Origin of the sequence: Rubinisphaera margarita (genome assembly GCF_022267515.1) — a bacterium.
Lineage (GTDB): Bacteria > Planctomycetota > Planctomycetia > Planctomycetales > Planctomycetaceae > Rubinisphaera > Rubinisphaera margarita.
On the sequence record NZ_JAKFGB010000020.1, the window covers coordinates 98,746 to 113,015 of the forward strand.

General features: G+C 59.2%; 14 protein-coding genes. 8 read left to right on the forward strand and 6 right to left on the reverse strand.

The genetic code is table 11. The features are described 5' to 3' along the window. The first annotated feature begins 388 nt into the window (after positions 1–388). Positions 389–1,393 (forward strand): class I SAM-dependent methyltransferase, encoded by a 1,005-nt coding sequence (locus L1A08_RS19045; RefSeq protein WP_238758117.1) that lies wholly within the window; start codon positions 389–391, stop codon positions 1,391–1,393. A 14-nt stretch (positions 1,394–1,407) separates the two neighbouring features. Then, complete coding sequence (locus L1A08_RS19050) at positions 1,408–2,598, forward strand: glycosyltransferase family 2 protein (RefSeq protein ID WP_238758118.1); 1,191 nt, start codon at positions 1,408–1,410, stop codon at positions 2,596–2,598. Positions 2,599–2,893: 295 nt separating this feature from the next. On the opposite strand, the gene L1A08_RS19055 is transcribed toward L1A08_RS19050, so the two are convergent. Next, positions 2,894–3,721 carry a hypothetical protein gene (locus L1A08_RS19055; protein WP_238758119.1) on the reverse strand — a complete coding sequence of 276 codons (828 nt, stop codon included), beginning with the start codon at positions 3,719–3,721 and terminating at the stop codon, positions 2,894–2,896. A 279-nt stretch (positions 3,722–4,000) separates the two neighbouring features. After that, positions 4,001–4,255, reverse strand: a complete 255-nt coding sequence (locus L1A08_RS19060) for a hypothetical protein (protein ID WP_238758120.1) — start codon at positions 4,253–4,255, stop codon at positions 4,001–4,003. A gap of 254 nt (positions 4,256–4,509) precedes the next feature. On the opposite strand from L1A08_RS19060, the gene leuB reads away from it, so the two are divergent. The 3 genes from leuB to L1A08_RS19075 all read left to right on the forward strand — a co-directional run bounded on the left by leuB (position 4,510) and on the right by L1A08_RS19075 (position 8,120). Then, positions 4,510–5,577: a 3-isopropylmalate dehydrogenase gene (leuB, locus tag L1A08_RS19065; protein ID WP_238758121.1), complete on the forward strand. Its 1,068-nt coding sequence runs from the start codon at positions 4,510–4,512 to the stop codon at positions 5,575–5,577. A gap of 183 nt (positions 5,578–5,760) precedes the next feature. Further along, complete coding sequence (locus L1A08_RS19070; RefSeq protein WP_238758122.1) at positions 5,761–6,591, forward strand: phytanoyl-CoA dioxygenase family protein; 831 nt, start codon at positions 5,761–5,763, stop codon at positions 6,589–6,591. A gap of 425 nt (positions 6,592–7,016) precedes the next feature. Beyond that, entirely contained in the window at positions 7,017–8,120 is a 1,104-nt protein-coding gene (locus L1A08_RS19075; RefSeq protein ID WP_238758123.1) for a Gfo/Idh/MocA family protein, read from the forward strand. Positions 8,121–8,288: 168 nt separating this feature from the next. Here L1A08_RS19075 and L1A08_RS19080 read toward each other — a convergent pair whose 3' ends face one another. Beyond that, positions 8,289–9,413, reverse strand: coding sequence for an SGNH/GDSL hydrolase family protein (locus tag L1A08_RS19080; protein ID WP_238758124.1), 1,125 nt, complete (start codon positions 9,411–9,413; stop codon positions 8,289–8,291). 153 nt (positions 9,414–9,566) lie between these two features. Next, positions 9,567–10,097 carry a hypothetical protein gene (locus L1A08_RS19085; RefSeq protein ID WP_238758125.1) on the reverse strand — a complete coding sequence of 177 codons (531 nt, stop codon included), beginning with the start codon at positions 10,095–10,097 and terminating at the stop codon, positions 9,567–9,569. A gap of 207 nt (positions 10,098–10,304) precedes the next feature. Here L1A08_RS19085 and L1A08_RS19090 point away from each other — a divergent pair, with 207 nt between their 5' ends. Continuing rightward, a complete protein-coding gene (locus L1A08_RS19090) occupies positions 10,305–10,703 on the forward strand; it encodes a YidH family protein (protein WP_238758126.1) in 399 nt (132 codons plus the stop codon). Between the two features lie 25 nt (positions 10,704–10,728). Here the strand turns inward: L1A08_RS19090 and L1A08_RS19095 are convergent, their stop codons facing one another. Further along, positions 10,729–11,196, reverse strand: coding sequence for a hypothetical protein (locus L1A08_RS19095; protein WP_238758127.1), 468 nt, complete (start codon positions 11,194–11,196; stop codon positions 10,729–10,731). Positions 11,197–11,238: 42 nt separating this feature from the next. Further along, entirely contained in the window at positions 11,239–12,543 is a 1,305-nt protein-coding gene (gene larC, locus L1A08_RS19100; RefSeq protein WP_238758128.1) for a nickel pincer cofactor biosynthesis protein LarC, read from the reverse strand. Between the two features lie 239 nt (positions 12,544–12,782). Here larC and L1A08_RS19105 point away from each other — a divergent pair, with 239 nt between their 5' ends. Then, entirely contained in the window at positions 12,783–13,349 is a 567-nt protein-coding gene (locus L1A08_RS19105) for an LOG family protein (protein ID WP_238758129.1), read from the forward strand. Next, entirely contained in the window at positions 13,349–13,858 is a 510-nt protein-coding gene (locus L1A08_RS19110) for a peptide chain release factor family protein (RefSeq protein ID WP_238758130.1), read from the forward strand. Before L1A08_RS19105 ends, L1A08_RS19110 begins: the two co-directional genes overlap by 1 nt. Positions 13,859–14,270 lie beyond the last annotated feature (412 nt).

A 14,270-nucleotide genomic window follows, 5' to 3' on the forward strand; every position in this document is an offset into this window, starting at 1 on the left:
ACAACTTCGGCGGGGTTCGTGGGGGTCTGCAATTGAGACTCAGTCTCATTAGCGAGAATTGTCGGCGAGAGGGGACGTCCCGTCAATCAGAACTTTTGCATATTTTCCAGAATCCTTAGAAAGACTGAGAACCCCAGGGGTTCAAATGTTCTCACGTCGCCGTTGTCAGAATCGTTGGATTTCCGCCATCCGTCAAATCTTCTCACGGCCGCTGGAGCCTTGCCTGACATTCGACATCCCCGCCGCTGAGCCCTCAGACCTGTTCTATACTTGCAACACCGAGTGATGCGGTCTGGCTGCGCCTCCCGGTCCGCGACCACGGGCCAATCCGCTCGCTCCGCGTCGTCGTACATCTCCCGTTTGATCGATTGCACAGGACAGTCTCTTGATGAAGTGGCAGCTTAAAGCCTGTATCCTCAGGCACTTGAGTCGATGGCCCGGTGGACGAAACGCTTATCTGGCCATTCAGCGGTTTCTGGGCACAACCCGGCCCCAGTCCCGTCGTGATCTGACACGCGCCATTCAGCTGATCGAACTGATTCGGGAAGCGGGGCAGCCAGTGAAAGGTCGCCGACTGTTCGAAATTGGCACCGGCTGGCATCCTTACACCCCGCTCGGCTTCTATCTGACCGGCGCGGAACACATTGAAACCGTGGACGTGAATCCCTGGTTATCGCTGTCTTCCGCCAAATCCGCGGTCGACAGTGCGGAACGCGATCTGGAATGGTTCGCCGAAAAGCTCGAATTGAATCAGCAGATCGTGAGAGACCGGTACGAACGCATCGATTTCCAAGCGACGCGTCTCGAGGACTTTCTCGCTTCCTTCAACTGCCGGTACGTCTACCCCGGCGATGCCACGGCGTCCGGCCATCCTGCAGAGAGTTTTGACTTTGTTGTCAGCTCCAACGTGCTCGAACACATTCCGGCGGAAATCCTCCGCCAGATCAACCGCGAGAGTCTGCGGATCCTGAAGCCTGGCGGGTTGGCCGTGCATCGCTTCAATCCCGGTGATCATTACGCCAACGACGATTCGAGTATCAGTTCGGGCAACTTCCTCCGCTTTTCTCCGGAAGAGTGGGAGCGATACGGGAGCGGGCTGGCCTATCACAATCGCCTCCGCTGCAGTCAGTACTCAAAGCTGTTCCGGGAAGCCGGCTTCCTGGCACTGATCGAAGACCAGCGGGTCGACGCTCGAGTGCTCGAAGAGATCAAAGCCGGTTCGCAGCCCCTGGCCCCGGAGTTTGCCGGCCTTCTGCCTGAAGACCTGGCGGCAGATTACATGTGGACCGTCGGAATGAAGGGGCATGTTGAAATGCCTGCGGCGTCGACGAATGGGGATTCTGGAACTCGCACACAGACAGATCAGGACGTCTCGGAAACATTCACCTCCTGAAGGGAATTCGCACCATGGTGCAGGCAATCTTCTGGGTATCGATCGGTCTGATCGTCTATTCTTACGCGATCTATCCCCTGTTTCTGTTCGTCCTGGTGCAACTGCAGCGGAAACCGGCTCCTGTGCCGTCGACGGCTCCAGAGGATCTGCCGATGGTTTCGCTGATCATCGCCGCCTACTGCGAAGAAGACGTAATCCTGCAGCGAGTGCACAATGCCCTGATGCTCGATTACCCGGCCGATCACATCGAAGTTCTCATCGGAGTCGACGGCAACCTGGACGCGACCGGAGAGCTGGTCGAGTCGGTCAAAGACGACCGCATCAAGCTGCATCAGTTCCCGATCCGTCGCGGCAAGGCGTCGGTTCTGAACGACTGCGCCAAGACCGCGACGGGCGACATCCTGATGTTCTCGGACGCGAACACGTTCTGGGATGCCGATGCGGCAAAACGCCTGGTCGCTCCGTTTGCTGATGATTCTGTAGGCGGCGTGGTGGGACGACTGATTCTGACCGACGCGGCAACCGGACAGAATTGCGACGGTCTCTACTGGAAGTACGAAAACGTGCTCAAAGAATGGGAAGGGCAGATCGGAGCCCTGCTCGGAGCCAACGGCGCGATTTACGCGATGCGGAAGTCTCTCTGGAATCCGATCCCTGCTCATACGATCGTCGACGATTTCCTGATCGGTATGCGGATCCATCGGCAGCGGAAGCAGTTGCTGTACGACAAGCTGGCGATCGCCCGGGAAGAAACCGCGCCGACCATCCACGACGAATTCCGCCGCCGGGCTCGCATCGGAGCAGGGGGCTTTCAATCGCTGTTCTGGATGTCGAAGCTGCTCTCGCCGAGCTACGGCCGAGTCAGCTGGGCGTTCTGGTCTCACAAAGTGTTGCGCTGGCTTGGCCCGCTGCTTATGGTCACGGCCTTCGGGGCGAACTTGGCGCTCGCGGATCATCCGCTCTATCTGAACCTGCTGATCGGGCAGGGCCTGTTCTATGCGATTGCACTCTGCGGAGCGTTGCTGCCATTTCCTGGGGCAGCCGGGAAGCTGATTCGTGTCTTTTGGATGTTCGTGAACATGAATGCAGCGCTGGCGGTCGGTTTCTTCCGCTGGCTTTCTCACACTCAGTCCGGAACATGGAGCCGGACAAATCGCTCGGCCAGTGAGCTCCGGGTCGATCCTCCCGAAGCAGTTCTGAAATAACGGCCGGTCGCACAGTCACGTCGGAAACAAAAAAGAACCCCGGAAAGAAAGCTCTTTCCGGGGTTCTTACAGTGCAGGACCTGTGACCGGGCCACTACGCGACAGGTGTTTCGCGCCCCGAAGCAACTCGCTGCTTAATCGCTTCGGGAGGACTTCACAGATCCTGCAAAGTTCGCTGCTGGCACCAGAAACGCAGGCCGATTTCTGAATCTACACGGAAAAAGAAAAACCGACGGAAAAGTTTTCTCCATCGGTTCTGAGTCGGTTCAGACGTTCCGTTCTTGGTGATGTATGTTCACTCGGGAACTTCACGGGGGGCCGCCGGTTCCGTGTCGATCGGCCGATTGGGATTCCCTGCCGGAGCAGGAGCTTCAAACGGAATTTCGGACGTATTCACCGGATCCGGCGCGGCATCTTCTCTCGCTCGAGGTTGCGCCCGGGGAGCGGGAAGAACCTCCGCCCCTTCCGGAAGATCAATCGATTCGAGCATCTGCAGCGCCTCGGCTTCATCCCATTTCGATTCTTCCATGAAGAGGAGGAAGACCACCTGTTCACCGCCGTTGCCCGGCAGCAGACCGCTCACAGCTCGAATATCGACAGCCTCTTCTCCTTCAGACGCTTTCGTGCGGCCTTTTGAGAAGGTGAATTCCACCTCCTGCCCGTCGATTGTCACCTGACGGGTCTCGCTTTCCGTGACTTCGTAATCGGCGTTACCAACCCGCTCGCGGAGCGATTCCCGCACCTGATTCATAAAGCGTTCGTCCTGAGCCAGTCGTCCCTGCATGCCGACGATGATTAGTGCCCCTTCGTTCTCGCCAACCTCAACGACGGCGCCACGAACGTTGCCCATGCCCATCAGATTCATCGAAGCAGACATCTGCGGGCTGTAATCTTCGGGCAGCTCGATATCGATCAGATCGTTCAAAGTCTCCCCGGCGATCTGTGGGTCCTCGTCAATCGTCGGTGCCAGCGAGTACAGCGAAATGCCGACGCCGCAACAGCAGAGCAGCATCGCCGCTCCAATCCCGGCCAGCCCGAGCAGCAGGCAGTTCATTCCGCAACCCCGTTCCGAGCGGCGGGGTTCTTCTCCCTCGGGACGAAACACATCGTCGTCAGCAGCCATGAGTTTACTCTCAGTCAGTCGGTCCAGGCACTCCGGTCAATCCCCGCTGGATTGCCGCATGACTCGATTCTAAATCGGCGACTCCAAAATGGCAGGGCAAATTTGCCCTTCGTCCACAGATCGATGGGACAGCCGAACCGTCGCCCGACTTCGTCCCGAGCTCGATCTCCGTCCGAAACGGGAGCGAAGACTCAACAGGTGATGAGCCGCCATCAACGACAAAAGCCTCCACACCAAAATGGCGAGGAGGCTTTTGTGATCTATGATGATCAGATCTTATCAGACCTGTTTTTTGGGCAGCGCGATTGAGTAAAGCACCGTGACTGCACCGAAAGCGAGAAGCGAAAATGGCACCCAGTCAGGAGGAGCCAGCTCGTGCTGATGGTCTGAGTTCAAGGAGGTAAAATTCTTCAGCACCGGGATCTCGCTGACCTGCGGGTAACTGGCGTCGAAGACAATCCGATCGGTCACGAGAAACATGCCTCCGCAGAGGACAATGAACATTCCCAGTGAAAGAAAAGTTGACCGGATCATGAAACGCAGTTGATTCGTGAAGTGCGGTTGGTAGTCAGTTTGATCCCTGAAGCACCAGTTTTATCGACCACAATCGCGGTTCGGGCTGATCGAGATCGCTCGATTCAGGCATTTTCGTCGCTTGCAGTTCCGACTGTGACGGCTATGCTTGCAGGTCAGAAAACAGCGATCCTGTGGGCCGTGCTCTCTGCTTGCCGACAGGATCATTTCCTTTGACGACCCCAAACATCTGACTCACCGAGAAAGCTTCTGCGATGCGTGCGAATCTGGTCCTGTTGCCCGGCGATGGAATTGGCCCCGAGATTGTCGCTGAGGCCGAAAAGGTGTTGCGTCACATCGCCAGCGAGCACGGACACGACTTCGAATTCACGACCGGCGAAATCGGCGGCTGTGCCATCGATGCCTATGGCGATCCGCTGCCGGACAAGACGCTGGATCCGTGCCGCAATGCAGACGGGATTCTGCTCGGAGCCGTCGGCGGCCCGAAGTGGGACGATCCGAACGCCAAGACGCGCCCGGAAGTTGGTCTGCTGAAGATTCGCAAGGAACTCGGCCTGTTCGCCAACCTGCGTCCGATCAAGCCGTACTCGGCTCTGATTGATGCCTCTCCGCTGAAGCGCTCAATCATTGAAGGCGTCGATATTCTCTTCGTCCGCGAACTGACCGGCGGCATCTACTTCGGCGCTTCCCGCACCGAGCAGATCGATGGCGAAGAAGCAGCCACCAACGAGATGACCTATCGCGTCTCGGAAGTCGAACGCGTGGTCCGCGTCGCCGCCAGGGCTGCTCAAACCCGTCGACAGCATCTCACTTCCGTCGACAAAGCCAACGTGCTGGAAGTCTCCCGCCTCTGGCGTCGCACGGCCAAGAGCGTGGTCGACAAGGAATTCTCGGAACTGAATTACGATGTGGTCCTCGTCGACGCCATGGCCATGCACCTGATTTCGCGTCCGCGTGATTTCGACGTGGTTGTCACCGGCAACCTGTTTGGCGACATCCTCACCGATGAAGGCTCGATGCTGCCCGGTTCCCTCGGCCTGCTGCCGTCCGCTTCACTCGGTGAAGATGGTCCGGGTCTCTACGAACCGATTCACGGTTCCGCACCCGACATCGCCGGCAAAGGCATCGCCAACCCGCTGGCCACGATTCTCGCAGCCGCCATGATGCTGCGACATTCGCTCGGCCTGCAGACCGAAGCCGATCAAATCGATGCAGCCGTCGAGAAAGTCCTCAACGACGGCCATCGCACGAAGGACATCGCCGCCGGCGGCTCCGCCATCAATACGACCCAGATGGGCGAAGAAGTCCTCAAGGCGCTCTAGGCCGCGAAGTAGTCTCAGCAGTCCTCGTGCAGGCCGGTTTCCCACCGGCTGCCACCGCTGATAGAATCAATCAACCCGAAGGGCAGGAGACTGCCCTACTCAAGTTGACTGCCGCTGGAGGGCCACTGCTGGCTCGTCCAGCGGTGCGATGATTCGATCAGCCGTGCTTGCGAGGAGATTCTGATGCGTGCTCCATCGTTCACCGAGGCGGAACTCGAACAGTACCGTCGCGACGGGTTCCTGCTCGTCGAAAACCTGCTCGATGCCGAAGAAACGTCGCTTCTACAACAGGCCGCCCGTGCTGATGCCGTGCTTCAGCAGGCCGCGATGGATGTCAAAGACGCCTCCGGTCGCAAGACGAACCTCTCCCTCTGGAATCATCCCGGCGACGATATCTACGGCACCATCGCCCGCAGTGAGCGCGTCGTGAATCGCATGGAGCAGCTGCTCGGCGGCGAGGTCTATCACTACCATTCCAAGCTGAGTGCCAAGCAGCCCCGCGTCGGCGGTGCCTGGGAATGGCATCAGGATTACGGTTACTGGTACAAGAACGGCTGCCTGCTCCCGACGATGGGGAGCTGCTTCATCGCCATCGATCCGGCGACCAAAGAAAACGGCTGCATGCAGGTGCTGACCGGATCGCATCGCATGGGGCGGATCGATCATCACTTCGAAGGCGAACAGACCGGAGCGGACCTCGAACGGGTCGAACTGGCCAGGCTCCGCTTTCCGCTCTTCTACTGCGAAATGAAAGCCGGCACCGGACTCTTCTTCGACGGCAACCTCCTGCACCGGTCCGATGCGAATCTGAGCGAGCACCCCCGCTGGGGACTCATCTGCTGCTACAACACGAAAGAGAACGACCCGCTCATCCCGCATCATCATCCGCAATACACGCCGCTCATCAAGCTGCCCGACACCGCCCTCCGCGAAGTCGGCGTCAAGACCGCAGCCGAACAGAGCCAGTTCCTCCGCCAGGAAGAAGACCACACCGCCCGTATTATCGACGAGTGAGCCGCTTTAGTACCGGCGGCATCCAGCCGCCGAATGCACGCCGAATACAAGAAAGCCGAGCAACTCAAAGCGATACGCACCAATGCAAAAACATAGTCAACAGGGGTGGCCCGTCCGTCACGGACGGGTGACGCAGTCACAAGAGGCCGCGCCATGCGTGAGGCTCATTCGAAGGCCCACGATTCCAGTTCAAGACGCGGATGGCGCAGCCTCTTGTCGCTATCGCGACCCGCCCGCTGAGGCGGACGGGCCACCCCTCGGTTTCATTTAAGGCGTGTTCTTCCGAACGGGACAGACGCAGTCATATTCCCTGAAACAACCGGTCAAGACTTCAAAACAATCCAACGTCATCTGATCTGCAACATCGATTCGGCGGCAGGATGCCGCCGCAACGGAAATGAACTTCCCTGAGTCTGGAGCCAACCATGATTCACTCCGGCGACTACCAGCTCGACATTCACCCGCAACTCCCGCAGGATCGCTCCGTTCCCATCGGCTGCATCGGAGCGGGCTTCATCATGGCCGACTGTCAGCTGCCCGCGTATCTGGACAACGGGCTCACTCCCGTCGGGATTGCCTCCCGCACGAAGTCATCCGCGGAATCGGTCGCGGTTCGACATGGTCTCAAGGTCTATGAATCGCCATCGGATCTGCTTTCCGATTCCTCGATTCCGGTCATCGATATCGCCGTCCCACCCGATGTGCAGATCGATGTCATCCGCGAAGCGGTTCGGCAGCCGCACATTCGCGGCATCCTCGCGCAGAAACCTCTCGGCATGAATTTGCAGCAGGCTCGCGAAATCGTCGAGATGTGCGAAGCCGCGGGGGTCACGCTGGTCGTCAATCAGAACATGCGGTACGACCAGTCCGTGCGAGCCGCGAAGTCGCTTCTCAATCAGAACGCTCTCGGCGACCCGGTCTTCGCCACCATCGAGATGCGAGCGGTGCCCCACTGGATGCCCTGGCAGGAGCGGCTCGGCTGGCTCACACTCCGCGTGATGTCGATTCACCACCTTGACACATTCCGTTACTGGTTCGGTAACCCGCAACGCGTCTTCGCCAGCACCCGCACCGATCCCCGTACGAAGTTCCCGCATCAGGATGGAATCTGCACCTACATTCTCGAATACGAAAACGGACTTCGCGTCAGCAGTTGGGACGATGTCTGGGCCGGCCCGATCGCAGAAGGCCCCGGCAAAGACCACGGCATCAACTGGCGGATCGAGGGCACCACCGGCCTGGCACGCGGCACCATCGGCTGGCCCGACTACCCCGCCCGTTCCCCGAGCACCCTCGATTTCATAACGACCGCCGAGCCGGAGACATGGCATCAACCCCGGTGGAACGAAGTCTGGTTCCCCGACGCCTTCGCCGGCCCGATGTGCGAACTGCTCCGTTCACTGGAAACCGGCCACCCAGCCAGCCTCAACGCCCGCGACAACCTCTGGACCATGGCCCTCGTCGACGCCTGCTACCAATCCGCCGAAGAACATCGAGCCATCGAACTCGCGGAGCTGATGAGCAAATAGGGATGGCCCAGACGTGCACGTCTGGGTTCCGCAGGAACAGGAAGCCGGTTACCGACGCGGACGAAAGGCAGACGTCGGTCACCCGCCTCTTGTGGCTCCGCCACTCAGACGCACGCGTCTGAGTCATCCGTTTCACTTGAAGAACTTTACAGCGTCCGCGAGCGTTCCCTAGTCCAACAACGGCTTCAGCACCTCTTCAAACGCGTCGGCCTGTCGCCAGAAGCCCAGGTCGGTGGGGTGGGAGCTGTCGACGGTGCCTTCGTTGTCGTCGCCGAGGAGGTGTTCGCCTTCGAGGTAGTAGAGGTGCTTGACGCCTTCGGACTGGAGTTCGTCGTACATCTTCTTCAGGGCTTCGCGGCTTGTGAGATTGCGTTCCCGGTTCGAGGTGACCAGGAAGCTGTTGGAATAGCTGCGGTCTTCGACAAGCAGGATCGGCGTTTCGGGATGCGCTTCGCGGAGGATGCCAACGACGTCTTTGGTACGTTCGAGGACTTCCTTGGCTCCGATGTTCGGCAGGCAGTCGATGACGTAGACGGCTGCGTCAATCTCGGCGATCAGTTCGGCGACTTCCGGCTCCATGCGTCCGTTACCGGAGAAGCCGAGGTTGATGACCGGGCGATCGAACCGGCGGCCCAGAATCGCGGGATGCGGCATGCCGGGACGAGAGGCACAGGCCCCGTGAGTGATCGAGGTGCCATAGAAGATGATTGGTTTCTGATGCCCTTCCGGACGCTCCGGACCGGGGGCGATTTCCTTGTTGGCGGGAATGCCGACTTCCACCGACGTGACGCCGTTATAGAGCGGGAGATAGATCATGTACTCCCGCGTCCCTTCGGGAATCTTGCTGATTGCCGTGGTTGTATTCTTCTGGGCGGACGGGCGGGCGCAGTTGAGCCACCGCCATTCGCCGGCGTCGTCGCGAACATACAGATCGATGCCACTCACGCCGGTCGCCGCCATGTGGGGCATATCGAGTTGCGAACTGGTCAGCTCCCAGCGAAGATCGATCTTCGTCGCGTTCGTGACGAATCGGGCAGCAATCCCAGCCGAGTGCCGGCTCAAACTCCAGACGGACCCGCGCACCGTTTCTTCCGCTTTGGGAGGCAGCCGATCGTACGGAGCTTTCGTGTCGGACCAGCCCTGGCCTTCGATGGTGAGCAGTTTCGCGTCGTACCAGGCGATATCGCCTTCGCCCATGGTCGACTTCGAAACATCGATCCAGTTCGGCTCGGCGGCCTTGAGGGCGGGGGTGATCAGGAGAAGAAACGTCAGCAGAGCCAGGCTTCGCAGCATTGGTGGGACCTCATCGTGGGGAGAGTCAGGATGGAAATGCGCATCGGCGACGAATTTCCATCATACCGGCTGCACAACGCACGATGTAAGTCACCCGGCTGCAAACCGTGTTTAGGCCCCCGTAGCGGCGGCATCCTGCCGCCGGTGCGAGTTTTACTCTTTGGCGTCGGGCGTGAACTGCGGCTGTTTACGAGCCGGCAGTTTCAGGGTCTCGGGCAGGTCGGGGACGAGTTTCTTGAGTCCCTGAACATCTTCGGTCCCATTGAGATAGGACCAATTCTGGCCCTGGTCATTCGAAATGCCGATGAGGTACGACTGCGACTTCAAGGTCCCGCCGGGGACTTTCATTGTGAGGTCGAAGGGAACGGTGAGGAACCACTTTTCGCCGCCGGCAATGGGAGCAGACGGTTCGGCGACGGTGGCATTCTGGAACGAGAAGCCCTGTTTGTTCATGTTCTGTTTGCCGGTTTCCATGAGGCGGAGCATCGGCTCGCGACCGCCGGCTGCCTGGACTGCGGGCGGATACATCAGGTCGACGACCGTCTCGAACTTGCCTTCGATGATGGCGTTGTTGATCTTGTTGACATCTTCTTTGACCTTCGCATTCAGCGCGGCGTTGTCAGCCGCCTGCAGCGTGAGGCAACAGGTCAGAAGGATGGCGATAACGGAAAGGCTGGCTCTCATAACTGACTCTCGTATCCGACAGAACTTCGCGTGAATTTCCAAGGCGGCCTGTGACCGACCTCGACTCGATTTAACATAGCAGAGTCGATCCTCGTCACAAAGAGGGATCGGACAACTGACACATTTCGCGGAGGGAGATTGCGTCCTGCGTGAACGCGATATGATGAACGCAGACGATTTATGAACCCTCACCGGAGGCCGTTATCAATGACCGCAGAGCCCCAGGAACAGGGATTGATTGGCGATCCCCGCGTCTATTACGCGGCGGAGAGGACTCTACTGGCGTGGATTCGGACCGGTCTGGCGATGATCGGCTTCGGTTTCGTCGTGGCCCGCTTTGGGATGTTTCTGCAGGAGTTCCCCTCGCAGGGCGACTCGTTACCTCCCGACACGCAGGCGTTCTCCCTCTGGTTCGGAACGCTCCTGGTCGCACTCGGTGTGCTGGTCAATCTCTCGGTGGCCTTCAAGCACTGGCACACGCTCAGTCGACTGAAGCGGGGTTTGCCGCTGCGGTTTCACCGCGTTTCGCTCGGCGTTGTGGTCGCGATCCTTCTCGGGGTGTGCGGCATCATTCTGACGATCTGGTTGCATTCCGGCGGGCGATGAGGCGAAGAATCATTCCGCCCTGGTATCACGCAGCTTCCCGGCCAGGGCCGTTGCCGAGTCGGGCGGTTTGAACCGTTTCGATATTGCAACGAAGACACCGGGAAATCTCTTCATCGGTCAGACCGGCAGCGATCAGTTGCCGGAGACGTTCCTGATTGACCGGTTCAGAAGTCGATGACACACGCGACACGCTGAGCAGGTCTTCGAGACGCGTAACTTCGCTCTCGGCGTCCATGATGAGCCGATCGAGCAGCGTGAGCGTGGTTTCGACGCGGCCCTCGACTTCGCGGCCGTAATCGAACAGTCGGACTTCCATGTCGTGGATGTATGCTTCGGGCGACTGCGCCTTCTGGTCCCGTTCGCGGGCCAGGTCCCGGATTGGGTCCTGCCGGGCGATGCGGTTGCGGGCAGCGTTCGTCTTCCACAGCAGCAGTCCACTGCTGAGGAGGATGATGCCGAAAATGATGAATGTCGATTCCATTCCATTGAGCATTCGAGGGATCCTCCCGGGAACGCGGGCAAAGACGTTGAGTGGTTATTTGTCGTGATCGTGATCGTGATCGTGATCGTGATCGTGATCGTGATCGTGATCGTGATCGTGATCGTGATCGTGATCGTGATCGTGGTCGTGGTCGTGGTCGTGGTCGTGGTCGTGGGTCGCGGCAGTGGACTGGTGCTCGGCGAAGACGCTTTGAGCGGTCCGATAGACATCCCTCAGCGGGATATCGTGCTCGCTGGCGGCTTTGGCGCAGTCTTCAAACTCCGGCTGGAACCATTCGGTCCGTCCGACCGGGCGGGTGACCTTGCCCCGAATGGAGCCGTAAACGGTTTCAACAGTCGCGACCGATCTAGACAGCGTGGCCCGTTCGAGCGGTGAAATGCGGATGCCGAGCGTGCCGGTCTGTTCGAAAATGATGTCCTGCAGCTCATCGGACAGCAGCGGCTGGCAGAGCACGCTGAGCAGCACGCCCGGCCGGTTCTTCTTCATGTCGATCGAAGTCGTGTAGACATCAAGCGCCCCGGCTTCTTCGAGCAGTTGCCGTGTGTAGCCGACGACTTCCGGCGTGGTGTCGTCGAGATTCGTTTCGAGCAGAATAACCGTCTCACGGTCTTTGGTCGGAACGCTCTGCCCGACGAACAGCCGCAGCAGATTCGCACGCTGCGGGAACGTCTTCGTTCCGGCTCCGTAGCCGATCTGTTCAATCGTCATCGGCGGTCGCGGTCCGAATCGATCAACGAGAACGCGAACGATGGCGGCTCCCGTCGGCGTGGTCAGCTCGAACTCGACTGGCACATCCTGGAGCGGAATCCCTTTGAGCAGTTCGGCCGTGCCGGGAGCGGGAATGGGACAGATGCCGTGATCGATGTGGACGAGGCCGTGTCCGGTCGGAATGGAGCTGCAGCAGATCAGATCGACATCCAGCAGGTCGAAGCCGATGGCCGCTCCGATGATATCGACAATCGAGTCGATTGCTCCGACTTCGTGAAAGTGAACCTTGTCGACCGTCGAGCCGTGAACTTTCGCCTCGGCTCCGGCGATCGCTTCGAAGATCTGCAGAGCCAGCTGCTTCTGGTCGTCGGTGATGACGTCCGACCGGGAAAGGATCTCGCGAATGTCGCTCATGTGGCGGTGAGCGTGCTGTTTCGGATGTTTGACCGTGACAGCTGTGGCGGCGAAGCCCCCTTTGATGATCTTCTCGACATGCAGTTCCACGCCTTCGAGGTTCAAAGAATCGATGCCAGCCCGGATCACATCGACATCGACGCCGGCGTCAATCAGAGCGCCGAGCGTCATGTCGCCGCTGATTCCCATCTGGCATTCGAGATAAGCAGTACGCATGTCGTTTCAATTCAGGGTGAAAAGAGATAATGTGCAACGGGCGGTCGTGCTTTTTCAAGCTCGGAATTCGGCAGGCCGTTTTCGTAACCCGCTCCGTTGTCGCTCGCTGCGATTTCATGAATTGGGAATCTCAGCGGCGGCGGGCGGTAGTGTAGTCCGCCTCCGAATCATTCTGAAGATCAGTTTCATAAGGGAAAAGCGTGACGGAAGGAACTGTACCGAACTGGAAAAGCGTTTGCGTGTTCGCCGGATCGCAGCTGGGAAAGGGAACGCAGTTCCGCGAGGCGGCTCAGAACCTGGGCCGTCTGCTGACCCGAAACCGCTGGTCACTCGTTTACGGGGGCGGCAGTGTCGGGCTGATGGGAGCCATTGCCGATGCCGTTCTGGCCGAAGGGGGCGAGGTTGTCGGTGTGATTCCCGAATTTCTGGCGACCAGAGAACTGCTGCACACCGGCTTGACCGATGTGATCGTCACGCCGGATATGCACACCCGCAAAGCGAAGATGGCTGAACTGTCCGACGCCTTCATCGCTCTGCCGGGGGGACTCGGCACGTTTGAGGAGTTCTTCGAGGTGATGACGTGGGCCCAGCTGGGCGTCCACCGCAAGCCGCTCGGGCTGTTAAATGCCGACGGTTTCTACGATCCGCTGGTCAATCTGGTCGAGCATTCCATCGAGTCGCAGTTTGTGCGGCCGGAGCATCGGAATCTCGTGTGCGTAGGGACCGGGCCGGAGGAATTGATTGAAAAGATGGGAGCCTACGAGCCGCCTCCCGTGCCGAAATGGTTTAACCTGGAAGAGGCCTGATGGACCGCGTCGAACACCCCTGCCGGCTGAGTGAAGAGGATCTGCTGGCCGAATGCGAGATGAAGCGCCAGCGGCGGAGCGGCCCGGGCGGGCAGCATCGCAATAAAGTGGAGACCGCGATTCGCGTTCGACATCGGCCAACCGATCTTTCGGCAATGGCGAGCGAGCGGCGATCACAGATCGAGAATCAGAAGCAGGCCGTCGAACGGCTGCGACTGGAACTGGCGTTGTCCTACCGCACTCCGGGAGAGCCGCTTCCGGACGAAGAGCTCTGGAAGTCTCGCGTCCAGGGAGGAAAGATCGTTGTCAGTCCACATCACCGGGACTTTCCGACATTGCTGGCGGATGCTCTGGATGTTCTGCAGGCCACGGATTGGGAACACAAAGCCGCGGCAGAGCAGCTCGGAGTAAGCAGTTCCCAGCTGGTCAAACTGCTGAAACTGGAGCCGGAAGCGTTGAAGCAGTTGAACGACCGCCGCAAAGAACAGGGCCAGAAACCCCTGACGTAACCACAGGTCTGGTTTTCAACTCCCTGTCTTTATTCGTCACCCTCAGCCAGTGGCACAGACATCCCTGTCCGTGGACGAAAACCATTGCGGCGGCAGTCGGTCGTCGGGGTGAGGAGAGTCAACATTGCAAGTCCTTGCAAGGTAGGATCTTACGGGGAATTCTCTGGTCGCTCTGCCATCAGGGCGGCGAAGCCGTCGGAGAATACCGTTTGACGGGGGTGTAGATTCAACGCTGCTTCGAATTCAGCGATTGAAGCCCTTCACTAAGAACCCGGGACCACCCTTGTCGGCGACTTCTTGGGCCGCTGGAGAAACCGCGCTTAACGGCTGCCATCATGGCAGATTCTTCTTTTAGCCAGATGTCGCCCGAAAACGGCTTCAGGGGGGCGCCTCTAAAAAAAGCCTGAAAAAC